Source organism: Alloprevotella sp. Lung230 (assembly GCF_014385435.1).
In the GTDB taxonomy this organism is placed as follows: domain Bacteria; phylum Bacteroidota; class Bacteroidia; order Bacteroidales; family Bacteroidaceae; genus Alloprevotella.
Genome location: NZ_JACSUD010000006.1, coordinates 45272 through 68024, shown reverse-complemented (window position 1 = coordinate 68024; position 22753 = coordinate 45272). Strand labels below are relative to the sequence as shown.

17 protein-coding genes are annotated in these 22753 nt (G+C 54.4%); 12 read left to right on the top strand and 5 right to left on the bottom strand.

Annotated features, from left to right (window positions below):
* Window positions 1-21: 21 nt before the first annotated feature.
* Both H8527_RS05135 and H8527_RS05130 read right to left on the bottom strand, forming a co-directional pair.
* Window positions 22-1905 carry a GH32 C-terminal domain-containing protein gene (locus tag H8527_RS05135; RefSeq protein ID WP_187546178.1) on the bottom strand — a complete coding sequence of 628 codons (1884 nt, stop codon included), beginning with the start codon at window positions 1903-1905 and terminating at the stop codon, window positions 22-24.
* Window positions 1906-2001: 96 nt separating this feature from the next.
* Window positions 2002-4248 (bottom strand): TonB-dependent receptor, encoded by a 2247-nt coding sequence (locus H8527_RS05130; RefSeq protein WP_255498526.1) that lies wholly within the window; start codon window positions 4246-4248, stop codon window positions 2002-2004.
* Window positions 4249-5325: 1077 nt separating this feature from the next.
* On the opposite strand from H8527_RS05130, the gene H8527_RS05125 reads away from it, so the two are divergent.
* The 8 genes from H8527_RS05125 (at window position 5326) to H8527_RS05090 (ending at window position 14377) form a co-directional block, all read left to right on the top strand.
* Entirely contained in the window at window positions 5326-5976 is a 651-nt protein-coding gene (locus H8527_RS05125) for an HD domain-containing protein (RefSeq protein WP_187546174.1), read from the top strand.
* A 66-nt stretch (window positions 5977-6042) separates the two neighbouring features.
* Window positions 6043-8022, top strand: a complete 1980-nt coding sequence (locus tag H8527_RS05120) for an LTA synthase family protein (RefSeq protein WP_187546172.1) — start codon at window positions 6043-6045, stop codon at window positions 8020-8022.
* Between the two features lie 10 nt (window positions 8023-8032).
* Window positions 8033-9403, top strand: coding sequence for a metallophosphoesterase family protein (locus tag H8527_RS05115; protein ID WP_187546171.1), 1371 nt, complete (start codon window positions 8033-8035; stop codon window positions 9401-9403).
* 10 nt (window positions 9404-9413) lie between these two features.
* Window positions 9414-10130, top strand: a complete 717-nt coding sequence (locus H8527_RS05110; RefSeq protein WP_187546169.1) for a glycosyltransferase family 2 protein — start codon at window positions 9414-9416, stop codon at window positions 10128-10130.
* Window positions 10131-10180: 50 nt separating this feature from the next.
* Window positions 10181-11659 carry a glycosyltransferase gene (locus tag H8527_RS05105; protein WP_187546167.1) on the top strand — a complete coding sequence of 493 codons (1479 nt, stop codon included), beginning with the start codon at window positions 10181-10183 and terminating at the stop codon, window positions 11657-11659.
* An 82-nt stretch (window positions 11660-11741) separates the two neighbouring features.
* On the top strand, window positions 11742-12581 hold the full coding sequence (locus H8527_RS05100; RefSeq protein ID WP_187546166.1) for a glycosyltransferase family 2 protein: 840 nt from the start codon (window positions 11742-11744) through the stop codon (window positions 12579-12581).
* A gap of 4 nt (window positions 12582-12585) precedes the next feature.
* Complete coding sequence (locus H8527_RS05095) at window positions 12586-13482, top strand: glycosyltransferase family 2 protein (RefSeq protein WP_255498522.1); 897 nt, start codon at window positions 12586-12588, stop codon at window positions 13480-13482.
* 16 nt (window positions 13483-13498) lie between these two features.
* A complete protein-coding gene (locus tag H8527_RS05090; protein WP_187546164.1) occupies window positions 13499-14377 on the top strand; it encodes a beta-1,6-N-acetylglucosaminyltransferase in 879 nt (292 codons plus the stop codon).
* 83 nt (window positions 14378-14460) lie between these two features.
* On the opposite strand, the gene H8527_RS05085 is transcribed toward H8527_RS05090, so the two are convergent.
* Window positions 14461-15453, bottom strand: coding sequence for a malate dehydrogenase (locus tag H8527_RS05085; RefSeq protein WP_187546162.1), 993 nt, complete (start codon window positions 15451-15453; stop codon window positions 14461-14463).
* A gap of 331 nt (window positions 15454-15784) precedes the next feature.
* Between H8527_RS05085 and H8527_RS05080 the strand changes: the two genes are divergently transcribed.
* Entirely contained in the window at window positions 15785-17122 is a 1338-nt protein-coding gene (locus H8527_RS05080) for an NADP-specific glutamate dehydrogenase (RefSeq protein WP_187546161.1), read from the top strand.
* 125 nt (window positions 17123-17247) lie between these two features.
* Here the strand turns inward: H8527_RS05080 and H8527_RS05075 are convergent, their stop codons facing one another.
* On the bottom strand, window positions 17248-17955 hold the full coding sequence (locus tag H8527_RS05075) for a WbqC family protein (RefSeq protein WP_187546159.1): 708 nt from the start codon (window positions 17953-17955) through the stop codon (window positions 17248-17250).
* Between the two features lie 147 nt (window positions 17956-18102).
* Between H8527_RS05075 and H8527_RS05070 the strand changes: the two genes are divergently transcribed.
* Both H8527_RS05070 and H8527_RS05065 read left to right on the top strand, forming a co-directional pair.
* A complete protein-coding gene (locus H8527_RS05070; RefSeq protein WP_187546157.1) occupies window positions 18103-20187 on the top strand; it encodes a TonB-dependent siderophore receptor in 2085 nt (694 codons plus the stop codon).
* Window positions 20188-20223: 36 nt separating this feature from the next.
* Window positions 20224-20538, top strand: a complete 315-nt coding sequence (locus H8527_RS05065; protein WP_187546155.1) for a heavy-metal-associated domain-containing protein — start codon at window positions 20224-20226, stop codon at window positions 20536-20538.
* Between the two features lie 324 nt (window positions 20539-20862).
* On the opposite strand, the gene H8527_RS05060 is transcribed toward H8527_RS05065, so the two are convergent.
* Window positions 20863-21201: a DUF3467 domain-containing protein gene (locus H8527_RS05060; RefSeq protein ID WP_187546154.1), complete on the bottom strand. Its 339-nt coding sequence runs from the start codon at window positions 21199-21201 to the stop codon at window positions 20863-20865.
* Window positions 21202-21475: 274 nt separating this feature from the next.
* Here H8527_RS05060 and H8527_RS05055 point away from each other — a divergent pair, with 274 nt between their 5' ends.
* On the top strand, window positions 21476-22663 hold the full coding sequence (locus H8527_RS05055) for an OmpA family protein (protein ID WP_187546152.1): 1188 nt from the start codon (window positions 21476-21478) through the stop codon (window positions 22661-22663).
* Window positions 22664-22753 lie beyond the last annotated feature (90 nt).

Genomic DNA, 22753 nt, shown 5'->3' with positions numbered 1-22753 from the left:
TTCTCCGTTGGAGGCGTCGGCTTAAAGGCCGAGGGTGTAGACCTTGACATTGTCCACCTTACCTTTTCCGGTGGAGTAGGCGCGAAGCCGATCATAGGGTTTCGTAGGGAAGACGAGGTTGGTCATGGCGATGCGCCCGCCGTCGATAAAAATTTCAACGGAACTCTTGTCGACAAAAATATCGACTTGATAGGTCTTTCCGGCACAGAGGTTGAGCGGCGCCCAAGTGCCCAGCGCAAAGTCGTTTTGGTAATTGACGGCAAAAGCCTTTCGGGTCGTTTCGCTGATTTCCTTGTGGGTGTGAGGATCTTCCACGTATTCGCGTTCGTGTACCGAGGAGCGGTGGCCGAAATCGGTGATGCCGCTTTGGGTGCGGTCCATGACGAGGCGGCCGTTTTTGCAATCGAGATAAATGTTCACTTGTTCGCCGCGCTCGTTGGAGAGAACCAAGCCTGTGGTTTCGGCATCGGCAGGGTCGAAGCGGGCAGTAATCTCATAAGCCCCTTCGGCAGCATTGAAGTGGCGCACCTGCTCCGGTTTGAGGGCGCCCAGTTTTTGCTCCCCTTTGCGCAGCGAGAGGGTCTCGTTGACGGGCTGCGAAGCCACATAGAGTTGCCCATCGTTGCCGGTGAAAAGTTTCAATTCGCGAGGGAGGGCATTCTGTCCGCGGAATTGGCGGGTGGGGGTGAGGTTGGCATACTGCCAGTTGCTCATCCAAGGCACTGCGATGTTGCGTTCTCCGGTGTTGGAGAAGCAGACGGTGGCGTAGTGATCCTTACCATAGTCCATCCATTTGGTGACTTCGGGAGCGGTGTCGCAAATGAAGCGGCGGCCGTCGAAGCTGCCCACAAAGTATTCCGTGGCAGAACCGCCGAAGAGGCAGCCGGGATTGATATTGACAATGAGCACCCACTTCATGTTGTCCTTATTGCCATCGACAGGAAGTTGCACCATTTCGGGGCATTCAAACTGGTTGGGCTGGCGGCCGTAGCCTTCTCCAAAAGCACTCAGATAAGTCCAGTCGCGGAGGTTGCGGCTCTCGAAAAATCGCATCTCCTTATCGGCCGAAACAATCATCACCCATTTCTTTTCGGGCGCATACCAAAAGACTTTGGGGTCGCGGAAGTCGCGGCGGCCGTCGGCAGGTTTGAGAATGGGATTTTCAGAAATTTTGGTGTAGGTGTTGCCCCCATCGGTGCTGTAAGCCGAAGCCTGCCACTGCACTTGTTCGCCGGTGTGCGTCCAGTGGTGGGAGGTGTAGAAAGCCACGATGGCATCTTTGCCGTAGCCGGCGGTATTGTCGGCATCCACCACGCAACTGCCGGAGAAGATGTGCCCCATCGCATCGCGGTCGATGATGGGTGCTTCGTGCTTCCAGTGGATGAGGTCGGTGGAGGTGGAGTGCCCCCAGTGCATATTGCCCCAAACGGCAGCATAGGGGTTGTACTGATAAGCAAGGTGGTAGGTGCCGTTTTGGTAGACCAGTCCGTTGGCGTCGTTCATCCAGCCGTAGGCAGGGGTGTGGTGGTAGATCGGGCGATAGTAGTCGCGGTTGGTGGTGTCGAAGGTATCGGAAAGTTTCATTTCTTTCCAGCAGCGAGCAGCGGCAGGTACCCCTTGTATGATGACTTCGGCTTTGTCTACACCTTGAGGAAGAGCGACGGGTACGAAATAGTCGGTGGAGTCGACAGCGAGCCGTACGTCCATGTCGGCTCCGTAAGCCAAACGGAGATAGCCCTCTGCGGCGCTTTCCTGAATGGGAATGAGGAGGTAGCGCGTGGGGCGGTCGATGCGTACGATGGTCAGGTCGCCGTCGCGGCGGTCGAATTGCAGACTTTGTGCAGGGGCTGCGGTGTGGCCGATGAGGGCAAGCAGACCGGCAGTTAATAAGGTGTTGAGTTTCATAAGGTAAGGCTTTTGAAAGGTAAAGATGGGGGAGAGGTTAAGCCTATGGAAGCATTGCGCTCTCCCCACAGGTTGATGGGATTGAAATGACAGCGTCTAAATTTTGAGCGTAGCGGTAAACTCCACCGTAAAGGGACGCAGGTAGCTGCCCGTCATCAGCACGTTCTTGATGCCCGCCGCTTCTTGTTTGGTGATGAGTTCTGCACCGGCAATGCTGCCTTTTGCACCGGTTTGGTTGAGGAAGTTCACCACGGTGCAACCAAGACTGAGGCGCTTGTTGGCTTGCCAGTTCACCCCGCCGAAAGTTTCCCAACGGCCGTTGAAGTAGTAAGCCTCGTTAATGTTAGCATAAGTTTTGCCGAAATAGCGGAAGGACGTCCAGACTTTGATGTCTTTGGTAATCATGTAGCTGGGGTCGAACTCGATGATGTATTGCGGCACTTCGGCCACGATATTGCCGGTAGCGTTGATCTTGCCGACATAGCCGTCGGAGAATTTGATGGAGGTTTCGTACTTCTTGTAGGTCGGCTTCTGATAGGTGAAGAGGAAGTGGATGTCGAGACCCTTGACGGGATGTGTCATCACGTCCGTCGTCCAACCCCAAGTTTGGATGTCGTAGGTGAGCGGCGCGGCCATGATTTCGGCGCCGTGCTGGAGATTGAGCGTTGAGTTGTTGTTGGTTTTCGAAATGTAGGAAAATAGCGAGGTAAGGCTCATCCAATCGTTGTTGTAATAGATTCCTCCACGACCGAGCGGCACACTGATTTTATTGGTATTGGGAAGAGTGGCCGGTGAGAAATTTTCAAAGCGCGGACGTTGCACGATGTAAGTAAAATCGCCTGTGAAACCGAAGCGTGGATTGAGTTTATAAGTCAGAGCGGCGGAGAAATCGTAGTTGAGCCAACTGTAATCGAGCGTTGTCGGTGTAATCTTCGTTACGCCGTCGGGGGCAGTGGCACCGAGATGATAATCGGCAAAACGTCCCACGTAGTTGCCCGCGGCATTTTTCACGGCAGCATTTTCTCCTTTCAGTGTCTGCCATTCCAACCGCGCGCCATAGTAGAGGTTCACCTTGGGCGAAATGTCCCAATCGTGGGTGAAGTAGAGTGCCAGTTTGTTTTCGTGTCCTTTGTAGTATTCCGAAGCATTCTTGTTGAAGTCGTAGAAATAATTGCTACGTTGGCTGAAATCAATCAGCCGTGTGGCGTAACTGCCGTCGGTCGGCACACTTTGGTCGTACATTGTGGTGTTGGAAGTGTAATCTACGTTGTAGTGCCATTCATTAAGACCGAGACGGAGGGTGGAGTTGGAAAAGCGCTTCGACAATTCGGAAGTCGCCAAAAACTCATCGATATCGCCGGAGTTCAAGCAAGACATACGGGTTTGCACATATTGTCCGGTGTAGGGCGCCCAAGCACCGGTGAGCGTTTGCTGCTGATAGTTGTGCGTGTGGGGTTGTTTCAAATCGATGAGCGACATGGGTGTTTGATAAACCATCGCCCCCCGAGCATGGTCATAACGCATCAGCATTTTCCACGAAAGACCGTTGTCCCAGTTGTAGTGGTTCATCAGCGAGATTTCGCTGGAATGGTTTTCGGCAGCATCGTAGAGAGAAGTTTCTTTCAGTTCGCCGGTACGCATATCGCGATAAGTCATGTTCGGATCGGTCGGGAGGTAGGAAGTCGTACCGAGGGCAAACTTGCCATATTCCTTCACGCTGCCGTCGCCTACATAAATGAAAGGTGCAGACTGAGTGGCAAAAGTGTAGACGGGATGTGAGTTGGAGTAGCGGTACATGGCCGTAAATCGACCGCGTCCTTCGTTGTACTGCTTCGTCAAAGCCGCTTTGTAGATTTGTGTTCGATCTTGGTAGATGGACGACTTGATATTGAACGTGCCGGGGTCGAAATCTTGGTACATATTGGCCGAATAGTACCAATCTTTACCCAAGTCGCCGTTCAGGTTGAGTGAAAACTCGTTCAGTCCAAAATGGTTGGCTTTGTAGTTGAGCGTACCGTGAAATCCCTTTTGCCCAAGTTGGGTGAAAGAATTGACGGCATAACCGATGTTGCCTGTCGTGATGGCCGTTTCTGAAATTTTGAGCAAACCCACGTGCGAAAGACTCGCGTCGGAGCGCCAGTTGCTGTTGACGCTGTGGGGATTGGTGGCATAAGTCACAGGCAGACCATTTTCAAGGACATTGACATCGGCCGAGGGCAGACCGATTTGGATTTCGCGCGGGCCGTTGGCACTGGCCGCATTGAGCATCACGTTGCGGTTGCCTTCTTCTTTGTTGGATTTAGAATTCTCCGATTGCGCATGGGCGACCGAAGCACTCAACATCGCGGTAAACAAGATAGCGCCGAGGCGCAGGGCGGGAAGAGCAGTCTTTTTCATAACTCTGGAGGTTAGGGGGATTGTAGTTGTGGTTTTGATGCAGCAAAAGTACGCAAACGTAGATACTATCGCCGTTACAAACGTATCAAGATATACCAAAAATCGTTCATGTAACATTTTTGCTATCTTTTGAACGAAAAGTGCTATTTACGGCATCACAAAAGGCACTTTTTAGCCTAAAATCACAGATGTAGATGCCAAAAACGTGCTGAAACTGGTGTGTGTTTCTCCGTGGGATATATCTGGATTCATGTGATAGCTATGCCGCAGGACACCTCCGAAGAGGACACATCAGCGTAAGCCCGATGCCGTAGGGACGGCCCATCGGATTCCCTACTCTTGATTTCCTCGCGCACGCGTGCGCGTCCCTACAATAGTTCTTGTTTTTATCCTTCACGCCTTCACTGCTTATTGCAGCCCGCTGACTATGAGATGATTAAAGGTGAAGGCAAAGAAACATTCTCCCTTCACCTCCCTTCACCAATACTCCACATCGGTGAAGGCAGTGAAGGCAAAAAACACAGCCTATCGTGTAGTATATACGCGCGCGAGCACAAAAAGGAGGAAACGCACCCTCACAATCGCGTCATCCAACTTTCGAGGGAAGCCCATTTTTCTACTTCCCAGCTAAATTCAACTACCTCAGAGCTGGAAAAAACTACCTCTGAGGTAGACGCACCCCTCTCTCCCAGAAATGTTAAATCCAAGTTAAAGTGGAGAGATGGTGGCTGATTTCGCGGTTGAGAAGGCTATATATGAAAAGATAAGGCCTTTTTCCTGCCATCTGTTCCTTCAAAAAGAGACCTTCTTCTTCGGAGATGTTGCGGAACAGGATGGGCGCTGATGCAGCGAGGGGAGGGGAGCTTGAGGCAGTGGAAGGATGTACCGATGCGAGAAATCTGCTTTTTTGGACAAACTGCGGTATTTCCCACAAAAATTCACTAACTTTGCAGCATCAACTATGTTTGTTAAGCCCGAAAGCAAAGGCTGGTATCAAGAGGCTTTCGATGGAAATGTGCAATTATGAATTTAGGAAATCTGACCGCGGATCTCTGCGCCGATCATAAGGCTGAGTTTTGCCAACTGCTTCGCTCCACCGAACGCGAGGGCGTGGAATATGTCATTGAAGACCTCGAAAACTTGGGGTTTTTCGAAGCGCCGGCCTCTACGCGCTTTCACCTCTGCACGCCCGGTGGACTGGTGCAACATTCGCTCAACGTGTGCCACACCGCCCTCGAATTGATGGAAATGATGCACCGCCGGCGGCCGGACTTGAAGAGCGTACTGCGCAAAGACAGTGTCATCCTCTGTGCCTTACTCCACGATGTGAACAAGGCCGAAATCTACAAACCTGTGGTGAAGCGCCGCCGCAATGCTGCCAACACGGCGTGGGAAGAATACGATTCTTACGACGTCGATTTCAGCGGTTTCCCGATGGGACACGGCGAAAAATCCGTCATCATGCTCCTGCTCTCCGGTTTGCAACTCCGTGATGAGGAGATGCTCGCTATCCGTTGGCACATGGGCGCTTGGGACTTGGCGTTCCAAAGTCCCGAAGCGAAGTCGAACATCAACGAGGCGCGCAAAAATCATCCCCTTTGCGGCCTTATCCAGTGTGCCGACGGACTTGCTGCAAGTATCATTGAGCACACTGCACCCGGATTGGAGCCTTAAAGCTTTCTCCTTTCTCCGCCTAACACAATCGGGTGTCTCCCTTTTTGTAAGAAACCATAAACGATTATGCAACAACTTCAAGTGCGCGCCGGCGCATGGTCTTTCCCCTTGGCTTTTCTCGTCAATCTTGTGTGGGTGTATCTTCTCTACGCCCTCTGCCGCGTGGTGTTCCTGTGGGAAAATTGGGGCGCCTATGCTCCTCACTTTGCGCAGTTGGACAAGGTAGAGGCTTGGACGGGCACACTTTTTTTCGACACTTCCGCCATCCTCTACACCAATGCGCTCTATGCCCTCCTCATGCTCCTGCCACTCCCCTGGAAGCGGCAGGCGGTATGGCAAGGAACGGCCAAAGGACTTTTCCTCCTCGTCAATGCCCTCGCGGTGGTGGTGAACCTCGGTGATGCCGTCTATTTCAAGTATACCGGTCGGCGCACGACGATGTCGGTGTTCAGCGAGTTCAGCCATGAAGGCAACATCGCAAGCATCGTGGGTAAGGAAGTGCTGAGCCACTGGTATCTCGTCCTGCTGGGCGTGGCGCTGATTGCGTTGCTGGTGCGCCTCTACGTCCATCCCCACAGCGACAATCGGCGACCGACCTGGCGCTACTATGCTGTGCAAACGCTCGCACTCGGCCTCTTTGCACCGCTTTGTGTGGCGGGCATGCGTGGCGGTTTCACCACGGCTGTGCGCCCCATCACGTTGAGCAACGCCAACCAATATGTGAACCAGCCTTCGGAAGCGGCCTTGATTTTGAACACGCCCTTTTCGCTCATTCGCACCGTCAATAAGACGGCCTTTGTCGACCCGAAATATATGACAGCGCAGGAGATGAACACCCTCTATTCGCCTGTGCATCACCCCACGGCAGGCGAGGCGTTTCGGTCGAAAAATGTTGTGGTGTTCATCCTCGAAAGTTTCGGAAAGGAAAACAGCGGTTGGCTCAACCCCCACCTCGACGGAGGTCGCTACAAAGGCTATACCCCTTTCCTCGACTCACTGATGCAGGAAAGCCTCACGTTTGAATACTCGTTTAGCAACGGACGCAAAAGCATTGACGGCATGCCCTCGGTGCTGTCGTCCATCCCGATGTTTGTCGAACCCTTTTTCCTCACGCCCGCTTCGCTCAACCATCTGAGCGGATTGGCCGGCGAACTGCGTACGAAGGGCTATCACACCGCCTTCTTCCATGGGGCGGCCAATGGCTCAATGGGTTTTCAAGCCTTTGCCAAAGCCACCGGTTTCGGGGAGTACTATGGCCGCACAGAGTTCAATGCCGACAAGCGTTTCCGCGGCGATGCTGATTTCGACGGTACTTGGGCGATTTGGGACGAGCCTTTCTTTCAATTTTACGCCCAAAAGATGAGCGACTTTCGCCAACCTTTCATGACGGCGCTGTTCTCCGCCTCTTCCCACGCCCCCTACAAAGTGCCCGAAGGTCAGGAGGAGCGGTATCCGCAGGAAGGCAAAAATCCGCTCAATCGCTGTGTGCGCTACAGCGACAACGCCTTGCGCGCCTTCTTTGCCACTGCCCGCCGCCAACCTTGGTATAAGAACACGCTGTTTGTGCTCACCGCCGACCACACCAGCCTTTCCGACCATCCGGAATACCAAACACCGCTCGGCGTCTTCTCCGTGCCCATCGTTTTCTTCGATCCCTCGGGAGAACTGCCCAAAGAGCACCGTGCAGGCATTGCCAAGCAAATCGACATCATGCCCACCGTGTTGGGCTACCTTGGCTACGACAAGCCCTACATCGCTTTCGGCACCGACCTCATCCACACTCCGGCCAAAGACAACTACGAAGTGGCCTACTACAACGGCATTTACCTTTTTGCCCAGGGAGATTACGTTTTGGCCTTCGACGGTACGAAGACGAAGAGCATCTACAATTTCCGCAACGACTGGATGGGGCAGCACAACCTCGTGGGCCGCGTCCCCGAACAGGCCGCGATGGAGCGCCGGCTCAAAGCCATCATCCAAAGCTACATGCAGCGTATGACCACCGACCAAATGGTATGGAAACGCTCCTCACATCCTTCACATTAGATTACAGCACATGAAACGCAAAAACAAGATTTCTCTCTCCATTCTGTCCCTGCTCGTGGCGGGATTGGGCATTCTGTGCTACGTGCGCTGGGGTGTTTGGTTCGGCAATCCGCCCGAAGCCCCCTATACCACAGCCCCCACACCGCATCGCGTCCTCCTCACCTTTGGCAACGACGGCCCGCTGTCGCGCATGGTGAGTTGGCAGGCCGACAGTGTGCTGCACACCTCCTATCTTGAACTGATGGATGCTTCCGGTCATGACGAGGCCGTTTGTCTGCCGGCCGAAGGCGAAGTTTTTGCCTCGCGCAGTGGGAAAACGGCTTTCTATCACGTGGCGATAGAAAAACTGCAACCGGGACACCAATACCGCTATCGTGCCGTCACGAACGAACAGTCCTCGCCTTGGTATCATTTCTCCATGCCCTCCGGGGATGTCGACAAGCCGGGTCGCTTTTCGTTCCTCTATTTCGGTGATGTGCAGGACAGCATTGGCGGCATCTCCAACCGCTTGGTGCGTGAGGCTTGGAAGGCACATCCCGAAACGGAATTTGTTGTTTTTGGCGGCGACCTCTGTGAGCGCCCCACCGATGCGTTTTGGGCAGAAACCTTCCACAGTATTGACTCTATTGCTCAAACCCTCCCCACCTTGGTGTGTACCGGCAACCACGAGTATCTCAAATATCCGATTCGCAAACTCGAACGCCGTTTTTCCCTCACCTTCCCCTATTTCCTGCGCTCGATGGTGGGCGAAAATCAGGTGTACAACCTCCCTTACCACGACGCACAACTCTATCTGCTCGACTCCAACCGCGAACTACCGTTCCTCTACACCCAACGCAACTGGTTGGAACAAAAGATGAAGGAGAAGCCGGCTCGTTGGAACATCGTGGTGCTCCATCATCCCATCTATTCCGCCAAGTCGGGCAGCAACAACCTCATGCAGCGTTTGGCCTTTGGCGATGTCCTCAACGACAATGCCGACTTGGTGCTGCAAGGACACGAACACGCTTATGCTCGCATGACGCAACACGGCCCCAAAGGCGAAGCGCGTCCGCCCATCTTCACCGTGAGCCACTGTTCGCCCAAGCACTACCGCATTGAGTTCAGCGACCGCTTCGACCGCTTCGGTACCGGCACGCAATACTATCAGCAAATCACCATCCATGGCGACACACTCTCCATGCGCACTTACGACGCCCAGACCCAGCAACTTTACGATGCGGTGGATTTGGTGAAAGGCGAACACGACCATCCCACTCTCATCGACCGCGCTCGCCACATTCCCGAACGATTGGAATTTACGCCTCGCCCCGGCAATAAAAAAGATGCTCAGTTTGCAGCGCGCATTGCCGACTACAAACGAAAAAAGGGCCTTCAATAATATCGACCTCATGGACTCCCTCCACATCATCACGCCCGTCAAAGACAGCATCGACAGCACCATCGAAACGATGGAAGCCGTGGTGGCATCGCAACTGGACGTGCCTTACACCTACACCCTCTACAACGATTTCTCCACGCCCGAAAACACGGAGCGCCTCCACCGCGAAGCCGCACGATTGGGCGTTGAAGTCATCGATTTGGCGACACTCACCGACCACCCTTCTCCCAACTATCTGCTCGTACTGCAACGCTGTCAGCGCTTGGCACTCGAAGCCGATGCGGGTTTGCTCATCGTGGAAAGCGACGTGACGGTAAAACCGCACACCCTACAATCCCTCTATGATGCTGCACAGCGTCATGCCGACAGCGGTATCGTGGCAGCCGTGACCGTAGATGAGCAAGAGGCCATCAATTACCCTTACCTCTACGCCCGAGGTTGGGAAGGCCGTGAGGTGGACATCAAAAAGCACTGCTCGTTCTGCTGCTCTCTGCTCACTCCCCAACTGCTCCGCGCCTTTGACTTCAACAACTTAGATGCGGGCAAAAACTGGTTTGACGTCACCATTTCGCACGCCTCGTTGGCGGCCGGCCTGCACAACTATTTGTTGTGCCAACAGACCGTACTTCATCGCCCTCACGGCAGTAGACCGTGGAAGCAACTCAAATACACCAATCCACTGAAATACTATTGGAGAAAGTGGACGAAAGGGTTTGATAAAATCTGAGGGAGTAGACTGGTAGATTAGTAAATTGGTAGGTTCGTAGATTCGTAATTATGCCCCCCCTCGTATCCGTTATCATCCCTATATATAATATGGAGTCGTTTCTTGCCGAAACGCTCCAATCCGTGTTGGCCTCCACCTATCCCCACTTTGAGGTGATATTGGTGGACGATGGATCGACGGACAAGTCGGTAGACATCGCACAATCCTTTGTGGACAACGACCAGCGCGTACACCTCTTCCGTCAAGAGAATGCCGGCCCTTGCCGAGCGCGCAATCGGGCGGTGAAGGAATCGAAGGGAAAGTACATCTTCCCCCACGACGCCGACGACTTGCTGGCACCTCACTTCTTGAGCGATGCCGTGGCTGTACTCGAAGCGCAGCCCGAAGTGAAGTTGGTGTGCCCTACCATTGAGTTTATCGGTGCCCGCAAGGGCATTTGGCAACTTCCTACTTTCGACCGCCACCTCTTGGCGCGCCGCAACCACATCGCCGCCTGTGCCCTCTACCGCCGTACGGACTTCGACCGCGTGGGCGGCTACTGTGAAGAGATGGTAGCCCGCGAGGATTGGGATTTTTGGATAGCAATGCTCAAAGACGGCGGCGAGGTGGTGCGACTTCCCGAAGTGGGCTATTGGTATCGGGTGCGGAGCGGCTCCAAGCGTTTTCGCGATCGTAAGCGCAATGCTCATGTCATTCAGATGCTCAACCGCCGCCACGCGGCCTTTTTCGAACGCGAACTGGGTGGCCCGTTGCGGCGTATGCGCTCGTGGTCGCGCTGCATCAACTTCTTTACCCGCCCTTTCCGCTACCGCAAAACAAAAGTTGCCGAAGACTATCCACAACTTTTTTCCTTTGTCGACCAACTGCCGTTTAACTTTGAGCAACTCGGCGAGCAGATTTTCAAAAACCGCAATGCCATCCGCCGCATCGTGGTCGAAGGCGAAGCCTTTGTCGTCAAAGAGTTCTGCCTTCCCCATCGTTTCAATCGCTTTGTCTATCGATGGTTCCGTGCGACGAAAGCCGCTCGCTCCTTTCGCAATGCCGAGTGGTTTTGTGCCGCAGGTGTAGGGAGTCCTGAGCCTATTGGCTTTTGTGATACAGGAAGTACACTCTTCATCGGGCACTGCTATTACGTTTGCCGGCAGTCGATGCTGCGCTATAATTTCCGTGATCTCAATGATGATACACCGCAACTTCTGGAGGTGCTTCATGCTGTGGGTGAGACCGCAGCACGAATGAACGACCACGGATGGTGGCACAAAGATTTTTCGGGAGGAAATGTGCTGTGGGACATCACTTCGGGAGGTGTCGCCGTAGAACTCATTGATCTCAATCGTTTACGCATAGGAACGCTTTCTCCTGAACGAGGAGTACTCAATCTTGCGGCTTTGCGTCCTCCCAAAAGCTGGCGGCTTCCCTTGGTGGAGGGCTATGCTGCGGTGCGAAATGCCGATGTTGATGTTTGCCTGCAAGTGCTCAATGATTATTTAGACCAGTTGCCCGACAACGAAACGGCTGTTACCCCTTAATCCTCTTCATTGCACGAAGCCATCCTTAAGAAGGCTTGCACAATGATTTCTTCTCTCTTCGCCAACATTTACCCCTCTTTTTATGTGTGTCTCTTCCTCTCCTCTCATTTCTGTCATCACCGTATGTCGTAATGCAGCGGTAGACCTCTGTAATACTGCGGCTTCTGTGTTGGCGCAGAATTATGCACCAATAGAATATATCATCATTGATGGAGCCTCGACCGATGATACTGCTCAACAAATCGAGCGGATTCGAGAGCAATGTGCTCAACGTGGGTTTGCACTACACGCACTTTCTGAGCCGGATCAAGGCATTTACGATGCGATGAATAAAGGAGTGGGTTTGGCCAAGGGAGAATGGATTTGTTTTATGAATGCCGGCGATTGTTTCTCACAACCCGACATCGTGCATCAGGCTTTTGCCGAAAATGCATTTTCCGATGATTGTGCGGTCATCTATGGCAATGTATGGCTGCACAAAAGTTTTGGTAGAGTGGAAATGAAACCTAAACCCATTGATTATCTACAACAGAGAATGGCCTTTTGCCACCAGGCTTGCTTCGTACGCCGTCTTCAAGCCCTTTCTCACCCTTTCGATCTGCACTACCGAGTTGCTGCCGACTATGCTTTTTTCTATCAGCTTTATCATGAGGGAGCACACTTTGTCTATCTCGACCTGCCCATCGCCATCTTTGAGAGCGAAAGCGGCATCTCGAGCCGACAGAAGAATGCCGTACGCTGCGAGTGTGCGCGCATCAACGGAGCCGATCAAACCATACGTTGGCAACTGCAGCACCTGGGCATGAAGGTGAGCGACTTTCTGAAATCCCTACTCAACAATATCATTCCCAACGGCTTGCGTGAACGAGTGCGCCAAGCCAACTATGAACGTTTGGCTCGTCGTCGTCTTTCTCAATCGTAAGTGTATGCTTTGCAATCTCTTCAATGCCCTTCTGCATCTCCCTTCTGCTTTTCGCCCCATACCTCATCCACGCGTCATTATGACACTCTTGGTCAAGGACGAAGAAACATTGCTCGAACACAACCTTCGCTTTCATCACGCCATGGGAGTGGATGGGTTTATTATCACCGACAACAACTCCACCGATGCTACACCCGCCATCATTGAACGCTATCGACAAATGGGCTGGGTGCTTGCCGTCATTCACGAAACAGGCACCGACTATCGACAGAAACAATGGGTGGACCGTATGATTGATGTGGCTCGTCGCGAGTTTGCAGCCGATTGGATTATCAATGCCGACGGCGATGAATTTTGGTATCCGCCAACGGGCGACTTCCACACTCAACTTGCCCACCTCCGTGCCAATGTGCTGCGCTGTGAAGTCATTGGTATGCGACCAGAGGAAGACATTCCTTTCACCGAATGGCGCGAGACTGCCCACGAAACAGCCGAACGCGAAGCTTTGGGCCTATCTCCCTATGGTATCTTTGGCCCACATCCGCACAAAGTGATGCATCGCGCCAAAGGGTATTTGCAGATTTCGATGGGCAACCATAAGGTGAAGATGCTGCCCCGATGGTGCAAAGACAGCGACATCCGCATCTACCACTACAACCATCTCGGCCGCGAAGCTTTTGTATGCAAGGTGGTGAATGGTGGGGAACAGCTCGAACGCAATCCCTCTCGCCATGGTGGCAAACATTGGCGCTATTTCCTCGAGTTGTATCGCCAAGGTCGGCTCCATGAGGAGTACGACCGCGTGGTCGGAACCCACCTTGTGGAACAGCTTCGTACGTTGAGGGCTTTGCGCACCGATACCACCATGTCTGATTGGTTTGCTGCCCATCCCGAAACCTAATCCTCTCGTCCAACTCATGAAACACGCTTTTCTCATCTACGCTCACGAAGAACCGCTGGTGCTCCACACCCTCCTGCGATTGCTCGACCATGAGCGCAACGAAATCTTCCTCCACCTCGACCCACGCAATTCAGTCCTTCCATCGGTACTTTCCCCCTCTCCTTTGTCGCGTGCCAAGTTGCACTTGCTCACTCCGGCTCAGAGGGTAAGTTGGGGGGATTATTCACAGATTGAAGTCGAATTGCGCCTCTTTGCACAAGCACTTCAAGTCGGACCCTTTGCCCACTATCATCTGATTTCGGGCGTGGATTTACCCATCAAGCCCATGGCTGAAATTTACGCATTTTTTGATGCTCATCCCACTACAGAATTTCTTGGTTTCTGGAACGATGAAGTTCACCAACGCGATCTCGAACGCCGCACTCATCGCTACTACCTCTTCACGCAATATCTCAAACGCGCTCCTCATAAATGGCGTCATCGTTTCACCGTACCCTTGCGCAACGTATCGCTGGCTGCGCAAAAGATCATCAATTATCGTCGCCACCGACAGCAGCAGTTCTACAAAGGATTTAATTGGTGCAGCCTCACCCACGATTGCGTAACATGGTTGCTGGAGCAACAGACGTGGATTCAGCATACGTTTCGTCACATGCTGGCTCCCGACGAAATCTACAAGCAGACGCTCATTGCCGCCTCACCCTTCGCCAAAAATATCTACGACCGAAACGATCCTGAACGAGGCACGGTGCGACGCATTGACTGGACACGTGGTCGTCCTTACGTATGGCAGACTGCCGATATCGACGAACTAATGGCGATACCGCATCTTTTTGCTCGGAAGTTTGACGCCCCCACTGCCATTGCTTTGGCACAACGATTGGAATTGGCTTAAACCACGAAACGATGAAAAAGCCCTCGCCACCTACTGATAGGGTGGCGAGGGCTTGTTGTTACAGTTACAAGTCATCGACTCGATTAGATGTTGGGGTTGATTTTGCTCCATTCTTCTACGGGAGGAACGATGTTGAGCGTAACCAATTCATCGCGCATCTTGCAGAGGTGAGCGTAAGAAGCATCCAACTTAGCCACTTCTTCGGCCGTGCCCACGGGCATACGGAACGTGCAACCGTTCTTGTCGAGTGTGGTGTCCATCGCCATCATGATGTGGTTGTACTTGTCGGTCTTCACGTAAGTTCCGGCGGGATAGTTGAAAGGAGCACCGCCCATCACCGAGCGAATCATTTCTACCGAGAGGTAAGAGGGGCTTTGGAACGAAGAGCGACCACGGAGCTTGATGATGGCAGCACCACCCTGCGTTACAGCCGTCTTCATGGCTTCCCATTCTTCAGCGGGGAATTCGGGAGTACCGATGATGTCGGTGAGCTTGCGGCCGGCAATTTCTACAGCGCTGCCGAACACAGCCATTTGTTCGCCGTGACCACCATAAGTAGCGCAACCCTTCACCTCGTTTTGCATCACGCCAAACTTCTTAGCGAGGGCGCTTTGCAGACGGGTAGAGTCGAGACCGGCGAGGGTCGTTACCTGACCAGGCTTCAAGCCGGAGTAAAGGAGGGTCACCAAACCTGTGAGGTCGGCAGGGTTGAAGATGATGACTACGTGCTTCACATCGGGGCAGTAGGTCTTGATGTTCTTACCGAGTTCTTCGGCAATTTTGCAGTTACCGGCGAGGAGATCTTCACGTGTCATGCCTTCCTTACGAGGAGCACCGCCCGAAGAGATGATGTACTTGGCATCTTTGAACGCCTCCGCCACATCAGTGGTAGCGGTGATGTTGGCATCGTTGAAGCCACATTGACGCATTTCCTCAGCAACGCCTTCGGGAGAGAACACGTCGAAAAGACAGATATTGGAGGTGAGACCCATCATAAGGGCACTCTGCACCATGTTCGAGCCGATCATACCGGCTGCACCTACGATAACGAGTTTTTCGTCAGTTAAAAAAGCCATTTGGTGTATTGTTTTGAGATTAGTAATTGAAATTCATACTATTGCTCTGCCGCGTTCCGGTGATCGGTCGGGCAAGCGCTTGTCTGGGTACAAAGTTACACATTTCATTTTACACGTCGACAAAGCAAAAGCGCTTTTTTTGACCCCTTTCAGAAAAAAACAACGTGAACTTTCCACTTTTGCGCAACGAGAATTTGCGCCTGTCCACAAAATCTCTTACTTTCGCAAACAAAGGAAAGATAAAAGTCTGCTTTTATTGCAAATGGAAAGGATATTGCAAGAAATCTCTGCATCCTCACCCCTTCATCCTTCTTAAAATCCCCCACATCCTATGAACGCTACCCACCTTTTGGAAGAACTCAAACAGCGATTTCCCAACGAACCGGAGTATCACCAAGCCGTCGAAGAGGTACTCACCACCATCGAAGAGGAATACAACAAGCATCCCGAATTTGAGCGCATCAACCTCATCGAGCGCCTTTGCATTCCGGAACGTATCTACACTTTCCGCGTCACATGGACGGACGACAAAGGCAACGTCCGCACCAACATGGGCTATCGCGTGCAACACAACAACGCCATCGGTCCCTACAAAGGCGGATTGCGCTTTCACAGTTCGGTCAATCTCGGCATTCTCAAGTTTCTCGCTTTCGAGCAGACCTTCAAAAACGCCCTCACCACGCTGCCGATGGGCGGTGCAAAGGGTGGGTCGGATTTCTCGCCGCGCGGCAAGAGTTCGGCCGAGGTGATGCGTTTCTGTCAAGCCTTTATGCTCGAACTCTATCGCAACATCGGTGCCGATTGCGACGTACCTGCCGGCGACATCGGCGTAGGTGGTCGCGAAGTGGGCTACATGTTTGGCGCTTACAAGAAATATACCCACCAGTTTGAAGGCGTCCTCACCGGCAAAGGGCTTGAGTTTGGCGGCAGCCTCATTCGCCCCGAAGCCACGGGCTACGGCAACGTCTACTTCCTGATGGAAATGCTCAAAACGCGCGGTGAAAATCTCCAAGGGAAGACCATCTTGGTGTCGGGTTCGGGCAATGTGGCGCAATACACCGTCGAAAAAGCCCTCCAACTGGGCGGCAAGGTGCTCACCCTCTCCGACTCTGATGGGTTCATCTACGATCCCGACGGCATCGACCGTGAAAAGCTCGACTACGTGATGGAACTGAAAAACGAATATCGCGGCCGTATCCGAGAGTATGTGGAGCAATATCCCACGGCGCAATACTTTGAAGGAAAACGCCCTTGGCACATCCCTGCCGACATTGCTCTCCCCTCGGCCACGCAAAACGAGATTGACGGCGACGATGCCCGCGCCCTTGTGGCCAATGGCGTGATGGCCGTGAGCGAAGGTGCCAATATGCCCTCCACTCCCGAAGCCGTCCGCGTTTTCCAAGAGGCACGTATCCTCTACGCTCCCGGAAAAGCCGCCAACGCCGGCGGGGTGTCGGTGTCGGGACTCGAAATGAGTCAAAACTCTGCCCGTCTTTCTTGGACGGCCGAGGAAGTGGATCAGCGCCTGCATGGCATCATGGAAAACATCCACCGCTCCTGCTTGCAATATGGCACCCAGTCCGATGGCTACGTCAACTATGTGAAGGGCGCCAACATCGCCGGCTTTATGAAAGTGGCCAAAGCCATGCTGGCCGAGGGCGTCATCTAATGCTGACTTTCCTCCTTTCAATAACAAAAACGTGCCCATTGTCCTACAAGACAATGGGCACGTTTTTGTTATTGGTAGAAGAGGGATGATCGGAGGGAAATGCCTTTATGGAGTCTCCCCTGACGTCAGCGCACTAAGCTTTGACGCAGGATGAGGCGGCTTTCGGGGCCCATATTAAAGAGGAGGTCGACGATGGAGAGATTGGGGAGAAATCCGTGGCGCGCAGCAAACACCTGGTAGTAAGGCCTGGGGCGGAATTCTGCATCGAAGGCGGCATCGACTTTGGGGCGGATGCGTTCGCGCAAGTCGACAATGGGAGGTGAGAGGGCAACGGGAGAGGGAAGTGCAGCGAGCGATGAACCCGGCGGCAGATTGCCGGCAGGGACATCAAGGTAGTGGTCGACATTGATGCGGAGGTTGGGGCGGAGATTGAGCAGGTCGAGTACCAACTGCTGAAGCGCTGCGTTGAAATCGACCAAGAAGGTGCAGGGCTTGCGGTAAATCTCCTCGAAGTCGTCGGCGTAGAATTCGAAATAGGGACTATTCTCATAGGCCGAAACGAGCGCATGCCAGTGGAGGGCGCGCCAGCGGCCGTGGTTGGAGATGCGGATGTCGCGCATCGGTGTTTTGGACGTGCCACCTTCGCTTTTGGGGCGTCCCTCGACGGGGATGGTGAGGGTGAGCGGGCCGTCGCTCGCTGCGATGATGCAGCGGTTGCGGTAGGTCTGCTTGATGTAGTGGTCGCAATGTTCCTCGACGATGGGGAAACCACTGTACAGTTTGGTGTAGTAGTGGACGGGCGCAAGATAGGCCGATGAGAGCAGGTAAGTCATGCATGCAAAAGTAAGCACTTTTCCCCGTCCGGCCAAGGTGGTGCCCGCATTTCGAAGCGCGGAATGTAAGTAATACCGGAAATCCTGTAAGTGCCCTATTCTCGGAAAGGCGTACCTTTGCCCTCGAAAACTAAAGCTATTGCTATCATGAACCAACGACAAAGACTCATCCTCCTCGCAACGCTCATCGCCGTGACAATCGGTGCAGCAGCCCAGCAAGAACACCTGCCGGCGACGGCTGCACCGACCGACTCCCTTGCCCCCAACGTGATGGAGCAAAACGTCCTTCTGAAAGAGACCACCGTGCGGGCAAAACGCCGCGGACTCTATCGCTCCTTCGACAATGTGGAGAACACGCAGGTGCTCTCCATGCACGAACTCACCAAGGCCGCGTGCTGCAATCTGGGCGAGAGCTTTGTGACCAATCCCTCTGTCGATGTCAATTACAGCGACGCCGCTACCGGTGCACGACAAATCCGCCTGCTCGGGCTGGCCGGCACCTACGTCCAGATGCTCACGGAAAACATGCCCAACTTCCGCATCGCCGCGCAACCCTATGGCCTGAGCTACATTCCCGGACAGTGGATGGAAAGCATCCAGGTGAGCAAAGGCGCATCGAGCGTGAAAAACGGCTACGAGGCGGTGACGGGACAAATCAACGTGGAGTACAAGAAACCCCACCAGAAATACCCCAACTGGCTCGCGGTGAACGGATATGCCGATATGCGCGGACGCATCGAGGGCAACGCCGAGACCACCCTCCGCCCCAACCACCGATGGGGCACAACGGTGCTGGCCCACTACGACAAACATCTCACCGCCCACGACGACAACGGCGACGGATTTGCCGACATGCCCAAGCAGGAACAGTTCAACCTCCTTAACCGCTGGACCTACAGCGGCGGGCACATCTTCTCGCAGTTCGGCATCAAAGGACTGACCGAGAAGCGCGAAAGCGGACAAATCGTCGACCATCACGGCGTGCGCCCTCTCAACCCCTACCTCATCCACATCGATACCAAGCGAGTGGAGGCGTTCGGCAAAACCGCCTACATGCTGGGCGACACCCACCAATCCAACCTCGCCCTCATCCTCTCCGGCTCCATCCACGACCAAGACGCCGCCTTCGGACGTCGCAACTACGATGTGACGCAGCACAACGGCTACGCTTCGCTCATGTTCGAAACCCAATGGACCGCCGCCCATTCCCTCTCCGTCGGAGCGAGCCTCAACTACGATCACTACGAGCGCACTCTCCCCACCACCGGCATCGTCTGGCTCAACGGCGGAGCACGCCGCACCCACGAGACCGTCCCCGGCGCCTACGTCCAGTACACCTACCAGCTCGGCCGCGTCTTCACCCTCATGGGCGGCCTGCGCATCGACCACAGCAACCTCTACGGCACCTTCCTCACGCCTCGTGCTCACCTCAAGTGGATGCCCTCGCGCCATCTTGCCCTCCGCCTCACCGCCGGCAAAGGCTACCGCACCACCCACGTGCTGGAGGAGAACAACTTCTACCTCTCCGGCTCCCGACGCCTGGAGATAGCCGACGACCACTTGCGCGAAGAAGCCTGGAACTACGGGGCAAGCCTGACGCTCAAATATCCCCTCTTCGACCACGTGCTCAACCTCACCGGCGAATACTACTACACCGACTTCCTCCGTCAGGCTGTCACCGACTTCGACTCCTCCCCCCAGCTCCTCCGCTTCTATTCCCTCAACGGGCGTAGCTACTCCTCGGTGTTCCAGATTGAAGCCTCCTATCCTTTCTTTGACGGGCTTACCCTCACCGCTGCCTTCCGACACACCGATGTCCGCACTACCTACGACCTCCCCAGCGGACCGCAACGGCTCGAAAAGCCCCTCCAAAGCCGCTACAAAGGCATCTTCACTGCCTCCTACGCCACACCCCTCGAACGCTGGCAACTGGATGCCACCCTCCAGCTCAACGGCGGAGGGCGCATGCCCACCCCCTACCTCCTGCCCGATGGAAGCCCCTCCTGGGCACCACGCTTCAAAGCCTACCCCCAACTCTCGGCACAAATCACCCGCAACTTCCGCCGATGGGCTGTCTACCTCGGAGGTGAAAACCTCACCGCCTATAAGCAACCCGCCGCCATCATCGACGCCCACAACCCCTGGGGCAACCGATTCGACCCCACCATGGTCTACGGACCTCTCGATGGTGCCATGCTCTACGTGGGCTTCCGCTACACCATTGACCGATAAATCACAACATCACTAACCCTCTCATTTTTCCAGACAATGAAACGAATCTCCCTCCTCTTTGCCGCCCTCCTTATCGCCGGCGTGGCTTCGGCCAAAGACCTGAAAACCGTCATCTTCAAGGTCGAACAAATGGTATGCATCAACTGCGAAGGCAAAGTGAAACGCAACATCGCCTACGAAAAGGGCGTCACTCGAATGAAGACCAACCTCGAAGACAAGACCGTCACCGTCACCTTCGACGCCGACAAGACCGATGTCGAACGCCTTCAAGCAGGCTTCAAGAAGTTCGGCTACAAGGCTGAAGTTGTCAAAGTCGAAGCTGACAGCGACAAGAAAGTCCTCAAGAAGTAGACTCGCTGCTCCCTGCCGTCCGGCATCCCCCTCCTCCTTTTCCCCCTGGCCTTTCCCTCGGCCTGCCTCTCTCGGCATCTGCATCCCCTCTCGGCGATGCAGATGCCGCTTTTGTTGGGGGCGGTGTAGTGAGGCGATATCAGACGTGGCGCTTCGTTTCAGACAATGATTTTTTCAAGCGTTGAAAATTTGATTTTCATCCGTTGAAGAAATGTTGTAGACGTCTGAGAAGATGCTGCTGGACTTTCGGCCGCTCGAAGAGTCATAAAAAAAGGCCGCCCCAAATGGGACGGCTGTGCCGAAACGAGGAGCACCGGCGGGCGATTAGGCGTTGCCTTCGCCCATGCCGAAAGGCGTGGCGGTGCGGCCGATGCCATCGGCCTTGGGAGCAGGCGCACCGGGCATCTCGATGGTGCCGAACTGCTGTTCGTACTTCACCACGTTGTCCTGGAGGGCGAAGAGCAGGCGCTTGGCACTCTCGGGGGTGAGAATCATGCGGTCGCTCACGCGGGCTTTGGGCAGGCCGGGGAGGGCGGCGATGAAGTCGATGACGAACTCCTGGTTGCTGTGGTTGATGATGGCCAGGTTGGTGTAGGTGCCGCCGGCCACTTCGGGGGTGAGCTCGATTTGCAGTTGTTGAGGGGCGTTTTGATCTTGTTCCATGGGGATGTTTTTTATGTTTTTGAAGTGAATAATGGTCGTTGTTGCCGCCTCCGAGGGAGTGAAGTGGTGGGGCGGGATAGCGTAGCAAATGTAGGGCTAAATCTCGACACAGCCAAGGAAAACGGCCCAAATCTGACAATTTATTTGGTTTTTAGGGCGACAAAATGTAATTTTGCAGTGCCGCTGCCTATCCGGTTGGGTGGGGTGGTGCGGCTTGGAGGGCAAGGCACGAAGTGTGGCCAATGCTCTTTTTCTCACGACAAAACAAATGATTATGAAACTACGATTTGCCCTTCTCACCCTGTGCTTCGCCCTGCTGAGGCCGGCCCTTGCCCAGCAAGGCACCTACGCCCCCAAGCTGTGGGAAAACTGGTCGGTCACGCTCAGCGGCGGGATCTACCATCCTGCGGTTTATTCTTTCACTGGAGAGCTGGTCAAACCTTCCTTTTCGCTCAAGATGAAGAAGCAGTTCACGCCCGTGCTCGGCTTCCTCGTGGAGGGCGACGGCTACCAGGGCAACCGGCGACTGGAGCACACGTTCTACGACCGGGTGATGGTGCTGATGGGTGGAGAGTTCAACCTGATGAACCTCTTTGGTGGCTATCGGGGGCAGCCGCGGATGTTTGAGTTTGAGACGAAGTTCGGCATCGGTTGGGGACACACCTTCCGCAACCGGAAGCGGCTCACCGATGAGAACTATCTGGTGTCGAAGGTGGGCGGCAACTTTATCCTCAATCTTGGGGCGAAACGCGCTTGGAGTCTGGTGCTTCAGCCCGCCCTCCTCTACGACCTGCGCTCCACCGATGCTCAGCACCACGAGGCTTACAACATCAACCAGGCTGACATCCAGGTGCTGCTCGGGCTGACCTACCACTTCGGCAACGGCCACGGCGGCCGGCATCCGGCACTGATTGTGACACCGCCCGCACCGATAGGGCCCGATGCACTGCCGCAAGTGCCCGACCGCCGGTCGGCCTCGACCGACAAGACGCTGCAAGACACGCTCACCACCCTCAAGAGCGCTCTCGAACAGCAGGAGCAGCGCATCAGCGAGTTGCAAACGCAGTTGCAGAATGTCGGAGCCGAAATCGACAGTCTTACGCAAGGTCGAGAGGGGGTGGCGCTTCGTCCGCAAGAGAAGAAGGTGCTGGAAAGCATCATCACTTTCCGCGCCGGCCGTACCACGGTCGATGCGGTACAGTTTCCCAACGTGGAGCGCCTGGCCACTTATCTCAACCGCCATCCCCGCGCCCGCCTCACCATCCGCGGCTACGCTTCGCCCGATGGCGATGCGGAACTCAACGCCAAGATGGCGCAGCAGCGGGCGGAGATTGTCAAGACGCTCCTCATTGCTCAGTATGGCATTCAGCCCGAACGCATCACCGCTCGTGGTGCCGGCGTCGGGAAGGAGTTCACCAAAACGGAGTGGAACCGCGTTGCGGTGTGCACTATCGTCGAGTGATTCGCCTTTTTCTTTCGAGGAAGCCTTTGCCTCGTTCCCCACACACGACATCGCCCTCAACAGATCAGTGTTGAGGGCGATGTCGTGTTT